The sequence below is a fragment of the Geodermatophilus sp. SYSU D00708 genome, from assembly GCF_054050115.1.
The window spans coordinates 81,201-97,184 of record NZ_JBJGYS010000016.1 but is presented as its reverse complement, the minus strand read 5'-3'; the positions used below and the strand labels follow the sequence as shown (position 1 = coordinate 97,184).

The 15,984-nt window shown below is 75.4% G+C and carries 12 protein-coding genes and 1 pseudogene; 3 read left to right on the top strand and 10 right to left on the bottom strand.

Annotated features, from left to right (window positions below):
* The first annotated feature begins 166 nt into the window (after positions 1–166).
* Entirely contained in the window at positions 167–1,249 is a 1,083-nt protein-coding gene (locus tag ACI79D_RS15040) for a DUF4192 domain-containing protein (RefSeq protein ID WP_456919224.1), read from the top strand.
* 24 nt (positions 1,250–1,273) lie between these two features.
* Here the strand turns inward: ACI79D_RS15040 and ACI79D_RS15035 are convergent, their stop codons facing one another.
* The 4 genes from ACI79D_RS15035 to ACI79D_RS15020 all read right to left on the bottom strand — a co-directional run bounded on the left by ACI79D_RS15035 (position 1,274) and on the right by ACI79D_RS15020 (position 6,427).
* Positions 1,274–3,376: a S9 family peptidase gene (locus ACI79D_RS15035; RefSeq protein ID WP_456919223.1), complete on the bottom strand. Its 2,103-nt coding sequence runs from the start codon at positions 3,374–3,376 to the stop codon at positions 1,274–1,276.
* A 150-nt stretch (positions 3,377–3,526) separates the two neighbouring features.
* The gene (locus ACI79D_RS15030; RefSeq protein ID WP_456919222.1) at positions 3,527–4,918 is read right to left on the bottom strand and encodes a phenylacetate--CoA ligase family protein; all 1,392 of its coding nucleotides are present in this window, start codon (positions 4,916–4,918) and stop codon (positions 3,527–3,529) included.
* 30 nt (positions 4,919–4,948) lie between these two features.
* Entirely contained in the window at positions 4,949–5,545 is a 597-nt protein-coding gene (locus ACI79D_RS15025) for a TetR/AcrR family transcriptional regulator (protein ID WP_456919221.1), read from the bottom strand.
* Positions 5,546–5,719: 174 nt separating this feature from the next.
* Positions 5,720–6,427, bottom strand: a complete 708-nt coding sequence (locus ACI79D_RS15020) for a metal-dependent transcriptional regulator (protein ID WP_456919220.1) — start codon at positions 6,425–6,427, stop codon at positions 5,720–5,722.
* Between the two features lie 168 nt (positions 6,428–6,595).
* Here ACI79D_RS15020 and ACI79D_RS15015 point away from each other — a divergent pair, with 168 nt between their 5' ends.
* Positions 6,596–7,777, top strand: coding sequence for an acetoin utilization protein AcuC (locus ACI79D_RS15015; protein ID WP_456919219.1), 1,182 nt, complete (start codon positions 6,596–6,598; stop codon positions 7,775–7,777).
* Positions 7,770–10,517 carry a bifunctional acetate--CoA ligase family protein/GNAT family N-acetyltransferase gene (locus tag ACI79D_RS15010; protein ID WP_456919218.1) on the top strand — a complete coding sequence of 916 codons (2,748 nt, stop codon included), beginning with the start codon at positions 7,770–7,772 and terminating at the stop codon, positions 10,515–10,517. Before ACI79D_RS15015 ends, ACI79D_RS15010 begins: the two co-directional genes overlap by 8 nt.
* A 113-nt stretch (positions 10,518–10,630) precedes the next feature.
* Here the strand turns inward: ACI79D_RS15010 and sigB are convergent, their stop codons facing one another.
* From sigB to ACI79D_RS14980, 6 genes and pseudogenes are all read right to left on the bottom strand, one after another.
* Positions 10,631–11,620 (bottom strand): RNA polymerase sigma factor SigB, encoded by a 990-nt coding sequence (sigB, locus tag ACI79D_RS15005; protein ID WP_456919217.1) that lies wholly within the window; start codon positions 11,618–11,620, stop codon positions 10,631–10,633.
* A 248-nt stretch (positions 11,621–11,868) separates the two neighbouring features.
* Positions 11,869–12,300 carry a D-aminoacyl-tRNA deacylase gene (gene dtd / locus ACI79D_RS15000; RefSeq protein ID WP_456919216.1) on the bottom strand — a complete coding sequence of 144 codons (432 nt, stop codon included), beginning with the start codon at positions 12,298–12,300 and terminating at the stop codon, positions 11,869–11,871.
* Positions 12,301–12,363: 63 nt separating this feature from the next.
* Positions 12,364–13,428, bottom strand: a complete 1,065-nt coding sequence (locus ACI79D_RS14995; RefSeq protein ID WP_456919215.1) for a hypothetical protein — start codon at positions 13,426–13,428, stop codon at positions 12,364–12,366.
* On the bottom strand, positions 13,425–14,273 hold the full coding sequence (locus ACI79D_RS14990; RefSeq protein ID WP_456919214.1) for a DUF4142 domain-containing protein: 849 nt from the start codon (positions 14,271–14,273) through the stop codon (positions 13,425–13,427). Before ACI79D_RS14990 ends, ACI79D_RS14995 begins: the two co-directional genes overlap by 4 nt.
* Before the next feature lie 512 nt (positions 14,274–14,785).
* Positions 14,786–15,511, bottom strand: coding sequence for an ATP-binding protein (locus ACI79D_RS14985; protein ID WP_456919213.1), 726 nt, complete (start codon positions 15,509–15,511; stop codon positions 14,786–14,788).
* Positions 15,512–15,682: 171 nt separating this feature from the next.
* A pseudogene (locus tag ACI79D_RS14980) lies at positions 15,683–15,975 on the bottom strand (2OG-Fe(II) oxygenase).
* Positions 15,976–15,984: the final 9 nt, after the last annotated feature.

Here is a 15,984-nt window from a genome sequence, read left to right as displayed (position 1 = left end):
GCCGGCCCGGGCCGGCGCCCTGCCGCGGACGACCTCGAGCCGCCCGGCCGGTCCCACCGGCACGGCCTGCCGACGGTCGGGTGGCGGGTGTCCACAGGGGCCCGGCCCGTCCACAGACGGCCCGGACCGGCCCCGGCGGCCCCGCCACACGGCGAGGGTCGGGCGCATGGACGACCGCCTGCGCGCCGAGGTGCGCCTCTCCGACCCCGGCGACATCGCCGCCGCACTGCCCGCGCTCGTCGGGTTCCACCCGCACGAGTCGGTCCTGCTCGTTGCCCTGGGTGGTCCCAGCGGGGGCCGGCTCGGGCTGACCGTCCGCGCCGACCTGCCCGGGCGGCGGGCGTCGCCCGCCGTCGCCCGGGCCCTGGCGCGCAGCGTGGCCACCGACGAGCCGGCGGGGGTCGTCGTCGCGGTGGTCTCCGAGGCGCCCGACGACGAGGAACCGCTGCCGGGGCAGCCGGCCGACGAGGTCGTGGCCGGCCTGCCGCACCGGGACGTCGTGCACGAGCTCGTCCTCGCCCTGGCCGGCCTCGACATCCCGGTCCGGGACGCGCTCCTGGTGCGCCGCGGGCGGTGGTTCTCCTACGACTGCCCCGAGACGTGCTGCGCCCCCGACGGCGGCACGCCGCTGCCGGCGGGGGTGACCGAGCTCGAGGTGGCCTCGGTGGCCAGCGGCGTGGTCGTGGAGCGCGACCGGGCCGCGCTGGAGGCGCGGATCGCCCGCCTCGACGGGCCGGCCCTCGCGGCGATGGAGGAGCTCACCTGGCGGGTCGGCGACCGGTACGCCCGGGCGGCACGCACGGACGCCGAGGCGGCGGTCCGCCGCTCCTGGGACACCGTCGTCCGGGTGCTGGGCCGCTGCCGCCCCGGCGCCGGCGACCGTCTCGGCGACCGGGACGTCGCCGGGGTGCTGTGGGCGCTGGCCGACGTCCGGGTCCGCGACCGCGCCCTCACCTTCGCGCTGGGGGACGACGCCGCCGCAGCCGAGGCGCTGTGGACGGAGTGCACCCGGCGAGCACCCGCTCCGCTCGACGCCGCGCCGGCCACGCTGCTCGCGGTCAGCGCGTGGCTGCGCGGCGACGGGGCGCTGGCCAACGTCGCGCTCGACCGGGCGCTGACCAGCCGCCCCACCTACACGTTCGCGCAGCTGCTGGCCCAGGGGTTGGCCGCCTGCCTCCCGCCCGGCGACCTGCGCGCGCTGATCACCACCGCGGCCGCCGACCTCGACCAGGCCTGGGCGGCGTCGTGACCGGGCGCGCGAGGCCGCGGGCGGTCAGAGCAGCTCGGGCCGCTGCCACTCCTCGCCGAGCACGTGCTCCCCGAGGAAGCCGAGCACGGTCTGGTACCAGACCTGCGCGTTGCCCGGCGTCAGCACCCAGTGGTTCTCGTCCGGGAAGTACAGGAACTTCGACGGCACGCCCCGCTTCTGCAGGTCGTACCAGAGCCGCAGGGCCTCGCCGATCGGCACGCGGTAGTCGCGGTCGCCGTGGATGACCAGCATCGGGGTGCGGATCGCATCGGCGTAGCGGTGCGGCGAGTTCTGCTCGTACCGCTTGGGCCGCTGCAGCGGGTCGCCCCACTCCTTCTCCCAGTAGTACGCCACGTCGGTCGTGCCGGTGAACGTGTCGATGTCCCACAGGCTGGCGTGGGTGACGATCGCCCGGAAGCGGTCGGTCTGCGTGGCGATCCAGTTGGCCATGTAGCCACCGAAGGAGCCGCCCATGGCCGCGGTGCGGGTCTCGTCGACGTCGGGTCGCTGGACCGCGGCGTCGACGGCGGCCATGAGGTCGGTGTACGGGGCCTCACCCCACGCGCCCCAGCCGCGCCGGACGAAGTCCTGCCCGAAGCCCTGCGACAGCGCCGGGTTGGGCAGCAGGACGGCGTAGCCGCGGGCCGCCATGACCCACGGACACCACCGCCACGACCACGAGTTCCAGCTCATCAGCGGCCCGCCGTGGACCCACAGCAGCAGGGGAGCGGGGGCACTGGCCGAGGCGCCCTCGGGCAGCACCAGCCAGGACTGCACCCGGGTGCCGTCGGCCGCGGTGGCCTCGACCTCGTGCAGGGTGCCGGGCAGGGACTCGAGGGCGCCGGGAGCGGGCAGCGGGTCCGGGTGCTGGCCGGGCGCCTCCGGGTCCAGCCGCACCGGCGCGGGCGGCTCGTCGTAGGCCGAGCGCAGCGCGTACAGGGCGCTGCCGTCACGGGCCACCTGCAGGTCGCTGTACGCGCCGTCGGCGGTGAGCCGCACCGGCGTCCCGCCCTCGACGGGGACGCGGAACAGCGCGTGCCGGCCGTCGTCGTCGGCCAGGAAGTAGACCGCCCGGCCGTCGGCGCTGAACTGCGGGGCGCTGGGCCAGCGGTCGAAGTCCGGCGTGAGGTCCCGCGCCGCGCCGGTGGCGAGGTCGACGTGCAGCAGCGTGTAGTCCGGGGGCTCCTCGTAGGTCGGCATCGCCTCGCGCACGCACACCAGCGCCGAGCCGTCGGGGGAGAAGCGCGCCGAGTGCACCTCGGCCAGCGGGTCGTCGACCAGGACGCGGGAGGTGCCGGTCGCCGTCTCGAGCACCACCAGGCGGTCGCGTTCCCCGGCCGGTCCGTCGGGCACCGTCTCGACCCGGGCGAGCAGCCGGCTGTCGGGGGAGAGGGTGACCGCGTCCCCGGCACCCTTCGGCGGCACGGCGTCCGGCGTGAGGTCGCGCAGCTCGACCGGGTGGGCGGCCGTGCCGGCGGCGGCCTCGGCCGGCAGCCGGCCGGCCCAGAACACGTGCGGCGCGGCGGGCCCGAGGTCGCTGTCCCAGTACCGCACCGGGTAGACCTCGTGGAGGATCGCGGTGACCCCCGCCTCCTTGCGCTGCTTGCGGCGCTCGGCGTCGGCCTCGGCGTCCCCGGCGCCGGACATCGCCGAGGCCACCACGACGACCTCGCCGGTGTCCGCGGCGACGCGCACGCCCCCGATCCCGCCCGGGTGGGTCAGCACCGGCCGGGCCTCCCCGCCGTCGGCCGGCAGGCTCCACAGCGCCGGCTTGGGGTCCTCGCCGTTCGGCTTGGCCTCCGGGTCGGGGCGGGCCGAGGTGAACAGCAGCGAGCCGTCGGGCGCCCACACCGGCGCCGACTCGCCGGGCGCGCTCCGGGTCAGCCGGCGGGCCGGGCGCTGCCCGTCCGGGTCGACCTCCCACAGGGCCGTCTGCCACTTGGTGCGCTCCGGGTCGAGCGTCTGGACCGCGACCGCCAGCCGCCGGCCGTCGTGCGACAGCGCCAGGCCCGCGACCCGGGGGATCGCGACGAACGCGGCGAGGTCGGTGAAGGGGGACGCCGGCCCGGCGGAGCCGGCCTCCGGCGCGGGGTGGGACTCGGCGGACGCAGCGGGGGGCTGGCTCACGCGGGGCCTTCTCTCTTCTCCGGCGGGCAGCGGGCAGGACCCACGCTAGTGAGCCGGGCCGTCCTCCCGCCCGCGCCCCGGGCCGTCCTCCCGCCCGCGCCCCGGGCCGAGCGATCCGGCCCGGGCGGAGGCTCGGATGGCCTCCGGCCCTCAGACCAGCGGGACGACGCGGCGCACCTTCCCGGTCCGCGGATCCCGCGGCAGGTCCGCCACGGTGCACACGGTCACCTCCGCGTCCGGGAGGCCGGCGCGGGTGAGCGCCGCGGTCAGGTCGGCACGCAGCGCCGCTCGCAGTGCGGGGTGGTCCGCAGCGTTGCACGTCAGCGCCTCGACCACGATGCCGCGGCACGTCTGGCGGACCCGGTGGTCCACGACCTCCGGCCGGTGGACGAGCACCGAGCGCACCACCAGCGGGTGCAGCGGAACGCCGCCGAACGCCAGGACGTCGTCGGACCGCCCCTGGACCCGGGCGCGGAGGTGCCCCGGCCCCGGCACGGGTGGCAGCTCGGTGAAGGAGTCGGCGAGCCGGTACCGGATGAGCGGCTGCAGGCGGTTCTCCAGGGTGGTGACCAGCACCGCGGCCGAGGGCGTGCCCGGCGGCACGGGCCGGTCGCGCTCGTCGACCAGCTCGACGATGCAGCCGTCCTCGGCGAAGACGAGGACGTCGTCGTCGGGCGCGCTGGTCCCCACGAGACCCTCGGTGGAGCCGAAGGTGTCGGCCACGGGGACGCCGAACCCGGCCCGGATGGTGGCCCGCAGTTCCGGGGTGAGGGTCTCGCTGGTGCAGGTCACCACGGACGGCGCGATCCGCAGCCGGCCGCTGCGCTGCTCCTGCGCGAGGCGGGCCAGCACCGTCGGGTAGCCGTACAGGGCGTCGGGACGCAGTGCGGTGAGCTGGTCGACGACGTCGGCCAGGGGCTGGGTGACCGGGACCGACAGGAGGTGGAACGGCAGCTCGCCCCCTGCGGTCAGCCAGCACGCCGCCCCGGTGGCGTGCACCGGCGAGCGGGCCCCCACCATCGCGATGCGCAGGCCGCCCGGGGGAGCGCCGTCGGCGCGCAGCCGGGCGACCAGCCCGCGGGACAGCGCCCCGAAGAACTGCCGGGACGCCGGGAGGTCCTGGACGAACACGCCGCGCGGCCCCGAACTGCCGCCCGAGGTCATCGCGAGCACCGAGCCGGGCAGGGCCGCCACCGCGTCCTCCGCTCGCGCGAGAGCGGCCTCGACGCGCTCGCGGGTCACCGCGGGGTCGGTGACCGCGTCGTCGAAGTGCTCCATCAGGTCGCACTTGGACATCACCGGCAGGGCGGAGAGGTCGTCGGGGTCCAGGCGGTCGATGTCCACGCCGGCGAGCCGATCGGCGTGGAAGGGCGAGCGCCGGACGGTGTGGTGCAGCAGGGCCCGCAACCGGGTGCGCTGGTGATCGCGGATGCGGTCGCGCCCCCAGGACGTCCGTGGGATGAGCTCGTCGTAGCCGGTGAGGAGCTCCCGCTGCAGGTCCTCGCGCAGCCGGGTCGCGGGGGAGGTCGGTGTCGGCTGCATGGCTGTTCCTTCCCGATGGGATCCCCGGCCTCAGCGGGGTCTCACGAGCCGGGTGAGCAGGTCGACGGCGAGGTCGTCCGGCAGCGCCGCCGGGTCCGTGGCGCGTTCCAGCACGGCGCCGCTGTCGAGGGCGAAGTAGAGCTGGGCGAAGGTGCGCGGGGGGTAGACGGGGGCGAGCCCGTCCCGGGCCAGCGCATCGTCGACCGTCTCGGCGAGCAGCTCCACCGCCCGGGCGTGGAGCGCGGCGTAGCGCGCGTTGACCGCGGGGTCGCGGGCCGCCGCGGTGCGGAACTCGATCAGCAGCCGGGCCCAGTCCGCGCCCTCCCGGGAGCGCCGCGCGTTGACCCGCAGCAGCGCGCACAGGGCGTCGATGCCCGAGTGCTCCGCGGCCACCCGGGTGTTCTGCTCCGCACGCTCGGCGATGCGCCGTTCCAGCAGGGCCAGGAACAGGTCGGCCTTCCCCCGGAACTGGGAGTACACGACCCCCTTGGAGAAGCCGGCCTCCTCGGCGATCGCGTCCAGCGTCGCGCCGCCGTAGCCGCGGGCGAGGAAGACGCGGCGGGCGGCGTCCAGGACGAGCCCGCGGTTGCGCTCCACCTGCTCCACCCGGCTCAGTCGCGTCGCCACGAGCCCAGTAGATACCGACGGTATCTGGATTCCCAGGGTATTTGGGCCTGCCCGCAGCGGCCGTCAGCGGTCCCTCGCCGGCCGGCGGCGGGGCCGCACCGAGCGGGCGGCCGGTCCGGAACGGCAGGAGGCCGTGGACCCGTTCGGGTCCACGGCCTCCTGGAGCGGTCCGCCTCAGAGGCGGGGTGCCGCCTCGACGGGGCTCAGGTCCTCGTCGAACGCGCTCACGAACACGTGCTGGGCCACCCCGGCCGGCAGCACGTGCCCGTCGATGCTGACCGAGCCCGAGACGAGCTGCGCGACCACCGAGGCGCCCGGCCGGACGCCCTGGTCGGCGAGCGTGCGCAGCAGGTCGGAGTGCTCCTGAAGCTGCTCGCTGATCCGCTTGATCTCCACCCGGCGCCCCTCGGGCGTGGCGGTCGTCGACAGCAGCGTCAGCGAGTCCAGCACCGCGGAGGTCTCGCCGCCGAGCGCGTCGAGGCCGGGGATGGGATTGCCGAACGGCGACACGCTGGGGTTGCCGAGCAGGGTGAGCAGCTTGCGCTCCACCGCCTCGCTCATGACGTGCTCCCAGCGGCACGCCTCCTCGTGGACGTCGGCGTAGTCCAGCCCGATGACGTCGACGAGCAGGCACTCCGCGAGGCGGTGCTTGCGCATGACCGCCGTGGCCAGCTGCCGGCCCTCGTCGGACAGCTGCAGGTGGCGGTCGCCCTCGACGGTCAGCAGCCCGTCGCGCTCCATCCGGGCGACCGTCTGGCTGACCGTCGGGCCGCTCTGGTGCAGCCGCTCCGCGATGCGGGCGCGGAGGGGGACGATCCCCTCCTCCTCCAGCTCGAAGATCGTCCGGAGGTACATCTCGGTGGTGTCGATGAGGTCGTTCACAGGTCTCCTCCGTGTCTTCTCTCGATGGTACGGGGAGCGACGCCGTGCGCCGGGTCACGCGGCGCGGCCGTACGGGCACGTCGGGCCGGGTCCGGCGGTAGCGTCGGGCTGGACGCGTCCCGGGGCCGTCCACCCTCGGCCGGTCCCGCGCACGCAGCGAGGAGAGCTGTGAGTGACTCGGTCACGGTCGTCTGGGACGACGCGCTGCTCGGCTACACGATGGGCGGGGACCACCCCCTCCACCCGGTCCGGCTGGACCTCACCATGCGGCTGGCCGACTCGCTGGGCGTCCTGTCCACCGACCGGCTGCAGATCCTGCGCCCGACACCGGCCGAGGTCGACCAGCTCACCCTCGTGCACGACCCCGCCTACCTCGAGGCGGTCAAGCGCGCCCCGGCCGACCCCGACATCGGCTTCGGCCTCGGGACGCCGGACAACCCGATCTTCGAGGGGATGTACGACGCCGCGGCACTGATCACCGGCGGCAGCGTGCTCGCCGCCGAGCAGCTGCACACCGGCCGGGCGCAGCACGCGGTGAACATCTCCGGGGGGCTGCACCACGCGATGCGGGACCGAGCCTCGGGGTTCTGCGTGTTCAACGACGCGGCGGTGGCCATCGCCTGGCTCCTGGCCCAGGGCCACCAGCGGATCGCCTATGTCGACATCGACGTCCACCACGGCGACGGTGTCCAGGCCGCCTTCTACGACGACCCGCGGGTGCTCACCGTCAGCGTCCACCAGACGCCGCTGACCCTGTTCCCGGGCACCGGGTACCCGGAGGAGACCGGCGACGCCGACAAGGCCCTCGGCAGCGCGGTCAACCTCGCCCTGCCCAACGGCACCGACGACTCCGGCTGGCTGCGGGCCTTCCACGCGGTCGTGCCCAGCGTGGTCCGGGCGTTCCAGCCGGAGATCCTGGTGACCCAGTGCGGCTGCGACGCCCACCACGAGGACCCGCTCGCCGATCTCGCGCTCACCGTCGACGGGCAGCGGGCCAGCTACCGCGCGCTGCACGACCTGGCCCACGAGGTCTGCGACGGCCGCTGGCTGGCGCTCGGCGGCGGCGGGTACGGCCTGGTGCGCTGCGTGCCGCGCGCCTGGACCCACCTCATCGCCGAGGCCAGCGGGCACCGGCTGGACCCGATGACCGAGATCCCGGAGTCCTGGCGGGAGGACGTCGTCCGGCGCGGCCTGCGGGCCCGGCCGCCCACGCACATGACCGAGGGCGGCTACACCGGCTTCGCGCACTGGGACCCGTTCACCGAGTCCCGCGTCGACCGGGCCATCTCCCGCACCCGCCACGCCTCCTTCCCCTACGTCGGTCTGGACCCGGACGACCCCCGTGACTGAGCAGCACCCCCCGACCCAGCAGCTCGCCGTCGAGGACCTCCCGCCCGAGCCGGCGGCGGCCGAGAGCGCGCCCCCCGCCGCGCCGGCGCACTGGGAGGCCGACGTCATCGCCGCCGACGGCGGCACCGTGCACCTGCGGCCGATCCGGCCCAGCGACGCCGACGGGCTGGTCGGCCTCATGGAGCGCAGCTCGGACCAGACGCGCTACTACCGGTTCTTCGGCCCGATGAAGCGGCTGTCGGACAAGGACCTGCACCGGTTCACCCACGTCGACCACGACTCGCGGGTGGCGTTCGTGCTCGTCCTCGGCGACCAGGTGATCGGCGTCGGCCGCTACGACCGCTACCCCGGCACCGACGACGCCGAGGTCGCCTTCCTCATCGAGGACGCCCACCAGGGCCGCGGCCTGGGCTCGGTGCTCCTCGAGCACCTGGGCGCCGCGGCGCGGGAGCGCGGCATCCAGCGGTTCGTCGCCGAGGTGCTGGCCCAGAACAACCGGATGGTCCGGGTCTTCCTCGACGCCGGCTACACGCCGGAGCGCACCTACGAGGAGGGCGTCGTCCACCTCACCTTCCCGATCGCGCCGACCGAGACGGCGTTGCAGGTGCTCTACGAGCGGGAGCAGCGCAGCGAGTCCCGCTCGATCGCCCGGCTGCTCACGCCCTCGTCGGTGGCGGTGGTCGGTGCCAGCAACGACGAGAGCAAGATCGGGCACGCCGTCCTGCGGCACCTGCTCGACTACGGCTTCCGCGGCCCCGTCTACCCGGTCAACCCGGGCACGCGGCACGTGCGCGGGGTGCCTGCCTACGCCGGCATCGAGGCGATCCCCGACGTCGTCGACCTCGCCGTGCTCGCCGTGCCGGCCGACGAGGTGGCCGGGGTCGTGGAGGCGTGCCGGCGCAAGGGCGTCCGGGGGCTGGTCGTGATCTCCGGCGGGTTCGGCGAGTCCGGCCCCGAGGGGCGACTCGCCGAGCGGCAGCTGGTGGCCGCGGCCCGCGCCTCGGGCATGCGCGTCGTCGGCCCCAACTGCCTGGGGATCGTCAACACCGACCCGGCGGTGCGGCTCAACGCCAGCCTGGCCCCGCGGGTCCCCGGGCGGGGGCGGGTGGGCTTCTTCGCGCAGTCCGGCGCGCTGGGCTCGGCGCTGCTCGAGCAGGCGCGCAGCCGCAACATCGGGTTGTCCAGCTTCGTGTCGGCCGGCAACCGCGCCGACGTCAGCGGCAACGACCTGCTGCAGTACTGGTCCACCGACCCCGGCACCGAGGTGGTGCTGCTGCACCTGGAGAGCTTCGGCAACCCGCGGAAGTTCGCCCGCCTGGCCCGCCAGGTCGGCCGCGACAAGCCGGTCGTGGCGGTCAAGAGCGGCCGGCACGTGCGGATGACCGAGGGCCTGGCCGGCACGTCGGTCTCGGTGCCCGAGGAGTCGGTGGCCGCGCTGTTCGCCTCGGCCGGGGTGATCCGGGTGCAGACGCTGGCCCAGCTGTTCGACGTCGGCACGCTGCTGGCCCACCAGCCGCTGCCGGCCGGCGACCGCGTCGCCGTCGTCGGCAACTCCACCGCGATGGGGGTACTGGTCACCGACGCCGTCCTGGAGGAGGGGCTGCGACTGGCCCGCGAGGCGCCCATCGACATCGGCGCCGGCGGCTCGGCCGAGGAGTTCCGGGCGGCGCTGCAGGAGGCGGTGGACGACGAGGGCGTGGACGCCGTCATCGCGGTGTTCCTGCCGCCGGTCAGCCGGGGCTCGGCCGAGTTCGGCCGCGCGCTGCGGGAGGTGGCCGAGGGCGCCGACAAGCCGATCGCGGCGACCTTCCTGTCGACCGAGGGGATCCCACCGGAGCTCGCCGTCCCCGGCGAGGACGGGACGCCGGCCCGCTGTTCGGTGCCGTCGTACTCCACCCCGGAGCGGGCGGTGATCTCGCTGGCCAAGGTGGTCGAGTACGCGCGCTGGCGCAGCCGTCCGGTGGGGGAGGTGCCGGAGCTGCCCGGCGTCGACGAGGCGGTCGCCCGCGCCCTCGTGCAGGGGGTGCTCGGCGACACCGCCGGAGGCCGCGCGCTCGCCGACGAGGAGATCATCGCGCTGCTGGCGGCCTACGGCGTCCCGCTGCTGGCGACCCACACGGTCACCGACGCCGAGGCCGCCGTCGCCGCGGCCGAGCAGATCGGCTACCCGGTCGTGCTCAAGTCGACGGCGCCGTGGCTGCGACACCGCTCCGACCTCGGGGGTGTCCGGCTGGACCTGGGCAGCGCCGAGGCGGTGCGCACCGCGTTCGCCGCCATCCCCTCCGGGGATCCGGTGATCGTGCAGGAGATGGCCGCGCCCGGGGTGGCCACGGTCGTGGAGATCGTCGACGACCCGTCCTTCGGCGCGCTGGTCAGCTTCGGCCTGGGCGGGGTCGCCACGGACCTGCTCGGCGACCGCGCCTACCGCACCCTGCCGCTGACCGACCTGGACGCCGCCGAGCTGGTCCGGGCGCCGCGGGCCTGGCCGCTGCTCAACGGGTACCGCGGCTCGGAGCCGGTCGACGTCGCCGCACTGGAGGACCTGCTGCTCCGGGTGGCGCGGCTGGCCGACGACCTGCCCGAGGTGCTGGGCCTGCGCCTGGAGCCGGTGATCGTCGGCCCGGCCAACCCCTGGCACGGCGGCCGGTCGCTGGTGGTCGCCGGCGCGAGCGTGCGGGTCGGCCCGCCGACGGCCCGGGTCGAGCCCGGCCCCCGGCGGATGCGGGTCCCCGGCGTCTGAGACGCCGAGAGCCGGCCACCCGTGGGTGACCGGCTCTCGTGAGTCCGCCGCTACCGGCCCCGTCCAGAGGCTCGCCCCGAGCGTGCGAGGGGTGAGGAGGACGGGGTCCTTCGTCAGGCGAGGTAGTCGCGCAGCGCGTCGGCGCGCTCCGGGTCGCGGAGCTTGGCCATCGTCTCGCGCTCGATCTGGCGCACCCGCTCGCGGGAGAGGCCGAACTGCTTGCCGATCTGCTCCAGCGTCCGGGGCTGGCCGCCGTCCAGGCCGAAGCGCAGGACGACGACGTCGCGCTCCCGGTCCTCGAGGGTCGACAGCACGTTGCGGACGTCGCCCTTCATCATCTGGAAGGCGACCGCGTCCTCGGCGACCGCGGCGTCGGCGTCCTCGATGAAGTCACCGAGGCGCGACTCCTCGTCGGCGCCGACCGTCTGGTCGAGGCTGACCAGGTCGCGGGAGTACTCGAGCAGCTCCGTGATCCGCTCCGGGGTCATGTCCAGCTCGAGACCGAGCTCCTCGGCGGTGGGCTCGCGCTCCAGCTCCTGGTGGATCCGGCGGCGGGTGCGCACCACCTTGTTGACCTGCTCGGCCAGGTGCACGGGCAGCCGGATGGTGCGGCCGGAGTCGGCCATCGCGCGGGTGATGGCCTGGCGGATCCACCACGTGGCGTACGTGGAGAACTTGAAGCCCTTGGTGTAGTCGAACTTCTCCACCGCGCGGATCAGGCCGACGTTGCCCTCCTGGATGAGGTCCAGGAACGTCATGCCGTGGCCGGTGTAGCGCTTGGCCACGGACACGACCAGCCGCAGGTTGGCCTCGAGCAGGTGCCGCTTGGCGGCCTTGCCGTCGATGGCCAGCGCCTTGTAGTCGCGCTGGAGGGCGGGGGTCAGCTGCCGCTCGGCCAGCAGCCGCTCGGCGTAGAGGCCGGCCTCGATCCGCTTGGCCAGCTCGACCTCCTGCTCGGCGGTGAGCAGCGCGGTCTTGCCGATGGTGTTGAGGTACACCCGGACCAGGTCGGTGGAGACCAGGCCGCTGGTGTCGGGTTCGCGGCGCGCGGTCCGGGAGCGCACCTCGAGGGTGTCGGTGGGGGAAGACTGCAGCAGCGTCACGATCTGTCTTCGTCCTTGCCTTCGGTTCGGATGCGTCCGTCGGTCGGCGGTGGCGACGGTGCGTCCGGCGTCGTGGGTGGGGCTCCGGTCGGCCGGCTCGGTCGGCCGAGGAGCCTCGCTCGTGTGTCCGTTGTGGTACGCCCTGTCCAACGGCCCCGACCCACTCGGGTGTTCCACGCATGCCCACTTCACAGCAAACGCACAGGGCGTGTGTTCCGTCACCCCGCACTACCCACGGTCGTCGGGGCTCAGACCTCCAGCAGCAAGGTCATCGGTCCCTCGTTCACCGAGGAGACGAGCATGCGGGCACCGAACACGCCGGTCGCCACCTCGCTCCCGCGCCGGCGCAGTTCGGCGACGACCTCGTCCACCAGCGGCTCGGCGACCTCACCGGGGGCGGCCGCGTCCCAGGAGGGACGGCGGCCCTTGCGGGTGTCGGCGTAGAGCGTGAACTGGCTGACGACCAGCACCGGCAGGCTCAGGTCGCCGACCGAGCGGGCACCGGCCTCGGTCGGGAAGACGCGCAGCTCGTGCACCTTGCGGGCCAGCGTGCGGGCGCGGTCGGCGTCGTCGTCCCGACCGACGCCGACCAGGGCCAGCAGCCCGCGCCCGATCTCGCCGACGACCTCGCCGTCGACGGTCACCGCCGCCGTGCCGACCCTGCTCACCACCGCGCGCACCGGGCCATCCTCTGCCACACCGGGAGCGGCGACCGCGCGCGGTGGGCAGAGGACGGCCGGCGGTCAGCGGCCGTTCGAGCGGTCGCTGCGGGTGGTGCGAGCCGCCTCGGTGTCGGTGTCGGTGTCGGCGTCGGCCTCGGCGTCGGTCCCGGCGTCGGCGTCGGTGCCCGTGTCCGCGTCGGCGTCGGCGTCGGTCGCGGCGTCGGCGTCCTCGGTGCCCTCCGCGGTCTCGCCGCGCTCGCGGGCCTCGGTGGACTCCTGCGAGCGGGTGGCCGGGCGCTCGTCGGTGTCCGCCGGGGCCTCGGTCTCCTCGGCGGCGTCGGCGTCCTCCGCCGCCGCGTCGTCGGCCGGAGCGGCCGCCGCGTCGCCCTCCTCGACCCGGATGCGGACGGAGTCGACCGCCGGCATCTGGTTGGCGAACACCATCATCGGGATGCGGTGCGACCCGTCGCCGGCCCACGACATGCACTGGGCCTCACCGGCGGCGGGCAGCCCCGGGATCTCGACGGAGACGCTGTCGGGCGCGGCGCCGCCCTCGCCGTCCTCGGTCGCGACGAAGACGTCCTGACGCACCGGCTCGGGCGCCACGTCGGCGTCGCCGACCACGCGGCAGGCGGTGTGGAAGTGGCCGCGGACGATGCCGTTGTCGTCGAGGGTCGAGGACTCGAGGTAGTAGCCACCCTGCGCGGCGGGCAGGAAGCGGTCCCGGACGAGGTTGCGCGTCGACACGGTGAGCGTGAACGGCTGGCCGACCGTCACCGAGTCGGGGGCGTCGGTGATCAGCAGCTGCGGGTTGTCCTCGGCCGCGCCGACCTCGCCGAACGGGGTCGAGACGCACGCGGGCCCGATCTGGTTGCCGTCGTGCGGCGGCAGGTCGGAGTCCTCGCAGCCCACCGCCAGCGGCACCAGCGGCGCCGCGTCGGCGGACGCCGGGGCGTCGTGGTCGTGGCCCGCGGCGGCGGCGGACTCCTCGCTCGCTGCCGCGGAGGACCCAGCGGCCGGCGTGCTGGTGTTGGCGGACGCCGTCGCGAGGCCGCCCGTGCCGGCCACCGCGACCCCGCCGAGCACCGCCCCCACGGCCATCGCCGCGGCGATGGGGAACGCTCGGTTGGTGGTGGACCTGCTCATGCTCTGCTCCTTGCGTGGTGACCACGGGCTCGTGCCCGCGTGGTGGTGGCTCGGGTCTCCCTCGGTCCGCTGAGGGCCTTCACGGTCCGGCCCAGCGTTCGGCCGAAGAGGACGAGGAGGACGGCGAAGAGGGCGGTGACCAGGGCGAACAGCACGAAGTTCAGCGTGTTGGACGCCCAGGCCGGGTTGTCGACGTCGGACGTGCCGGGCAGCTGGTCGTAGTCCACGAGCCCGGTCGACTCGAGGTACTCGATGTGCCGCTGGACGAACGCCATCGCCTCGGCGGTGAACTCACGGATCACCGCGTTGCGCGTCGCGCCGCGCACCTCGGCGAGGACCGGCAGGACCTTCCCGTGCGCCTGGCGGAGCAGGAAGACGGCGCGCTCGTCGAACGCGGCGCCCTGCAGCCCGTCGATCTCGGCCATCCAGCCCTGCTGCTCGGGCGAGGGCTCCGGGGGGAGCGCCACGCCCAGCCGGCCGGCGGCGTCCTCGACGATCCCGTCGAGCTCGCTGTGCTCGGCGGAGATCTTGCTGCCGACCTCACGGACCGCCGGGTCCTCGGCCCGCTCGCTCATCCAGGTCCCGACCGGCATCTCCCACAGGCCGGCCTGCTTGACCTTGTGCAGCACCTCGCGGTCGGTGACCGAGAGGGGACCGCTGTCGGTGTCGGCCGGTTCGGCGGCCTCGGGAACGGCCTGCCCGTCGGACTGCAGGGCGGAGCCGATGCCCGCGCCCGCGTCGTCGCCCTCGTGGGCGAGCGGGCTGGTGACGGACGCCTCGTGCAGGGGGACGCTCTCGGCGGCCTCCTGCCCGGAGGGCGTGATCAGCGTGATGGCGACGGCCACGAGGGCGACGACCGCGAGGACCGGCAGGCCTGCGCGACGGGTTCCCGAGTGGGACCAGCGCAGCAGGAGCGGAACGAGTCGCTGCCCGGGGGGACGGTGGTGCATGGGGAAGAGAAGCCCTCGATCGGGTGAGCGGGTGTGACCGAAAGAGGTTAGGCATGAGCAGAGCGTGATCGGAAGCCCGTGACGGAACGGTTCTCACGGGGTGCGGGATCCACCCTTCCGGGACGCGCCGGTGCGCCTCTCCGACGCCGCGCCAGTCCCCTGCGAGAGGGCCGGGAGGAAGGGGCAGGTGAGCCGCCCGCCACGCCGATGGCCCGCGTACGCCCCGGGCGCGTCACCGGACGACGCCCAGAGGTCCCCGCCACCGTCAAGGTGAGAGATCCCACGCGCGTCGCGGCGGCACGCCGGGCGGGACTCGCGGGCACCGCAGGGCCGGGAGGACGGCGGGAGCGCTGCGGCGGGGGACCGGCGATGTCCTCAGCCGGTGGCGTCCTCGGCCGGCGACGTCCTCAGCCTGTGGCGGTCGGCTCCCCGGGGGCGGGTGGGTCGGCCTGCCGGCCGCGGCCGTGGCCACCGGAGGCCGCGCCGGTGAGGACCACCCAGCGCGCCCGCTCGGCCTCCAGGCGGGCACGCGCCGCCCGGTTCCGGTACCGGCCCGCAGCCTGGCTCCGTCCGGCCTGGTCCGCGTCGTCTGCCAGTTCGTCCAGGGTCGCGGCCACCTGGAGCGCCGACGCGACCATGCGGGTGGCCAGGGCGAGGACGTCGCCGGTGACCTCCTGGAGTCGGCCGGCCGGGAGCGGTTCGCGGTACGGCACCCGGGCCCAGACGACCTTGCGGCCGTCCTCGACCACCCAGCCCCGTGCGCCGCAGATCCGTGCGACCAGGGACAGGCCCATGCCGCCACGGCCGGGGTCGCGGTCCAGCGCCGGGGTCGGCGGGCGGCTGGGTGCGGCGTCACTGACGGCGACAAGCCAGCCGAGCGCGGCCGCGGTGACGGTGACGTGGACCGGTGGCCGACCGTGTCGCAGCGCGTTCGAGACCAGTTCCTCGACGACGAGCAGGAGTCGCTCGCCGTCGTCGGTGCCGGTCGGTAACGACCCGTCGTGCAGCGCCGCGCGCACTCGGCGGCGCAGAACCGCCAGGTCCGCGGTGCTGCCCGGCTGTCCCTCGCACGTCGCCGTCCGGTGGGCGTCGCGTACCGGCAGGGGGTGGTGCGCCCACACGCTCACGCTCACGCGTCCACCCCCGGCCCCGAGGCGGCGCGACCCGCGGGGTCCACGCCCTGGGGCGGACGTGTGCACACCCTCGGACCGGCCGGGCTCGCTCTGTTCGACCTCTGTCGGTGGTGCCGGTCTACCCACCCCCGGGGAGTCCATGCGGCGGCAGGCGTCTCGCAGCCGGGCCGGTCAGGCGGCGACGTGCAGGACCAGGTCGAGGGTGTGGCGACGTCCGGTGTGGAGGGTGCTGACGCCGAGGCGGACCGGCGCGGCCGACCAGCCGCGGGCGGAGCGGACCGGGCGGTCGCGCGTGGTGAGGACCAGCGCGTGCCCACGGGGAGCGCGGTGACGTGGCCGCGGGACCGGGCTCGCGGCCGCCGCTCCACCAGGAGGAACTCCCCGCCGGTGTGGTCGGGGTCAGGGGCCGGGCCGATGACGGCCTGCAGCGGGAACACCGGGTCGCCGTAGGGGTGGCGGTGCAGCGTCGAGGT

Excerpts from the sequence above, each read along its gene's own strand:
- ACI79D_RS15040 (WP_456919224.1), top strand. The coding sequence starts at position 167 with ATGGACGACCGCCTGCGCGCCGAGGTGCGCCTCTCCGACCCCGGCGAC.
- ACI79D_RS15030 (WP_456919222.1), bottom strand. The coding sequence starts at position 4,918 with ATGCAGCCGACACCGACCTCCCCCGCGACCCGGCTGCGCGAGGACCTG.
- ACI79D_RS14995 (WP_456919215.1), bottom strand. The coding sequence starts at position 13,428 with ATGAGCAGGTCCACCACCAACCGAGCGTTCCCCATCGCCGCGGCGATG.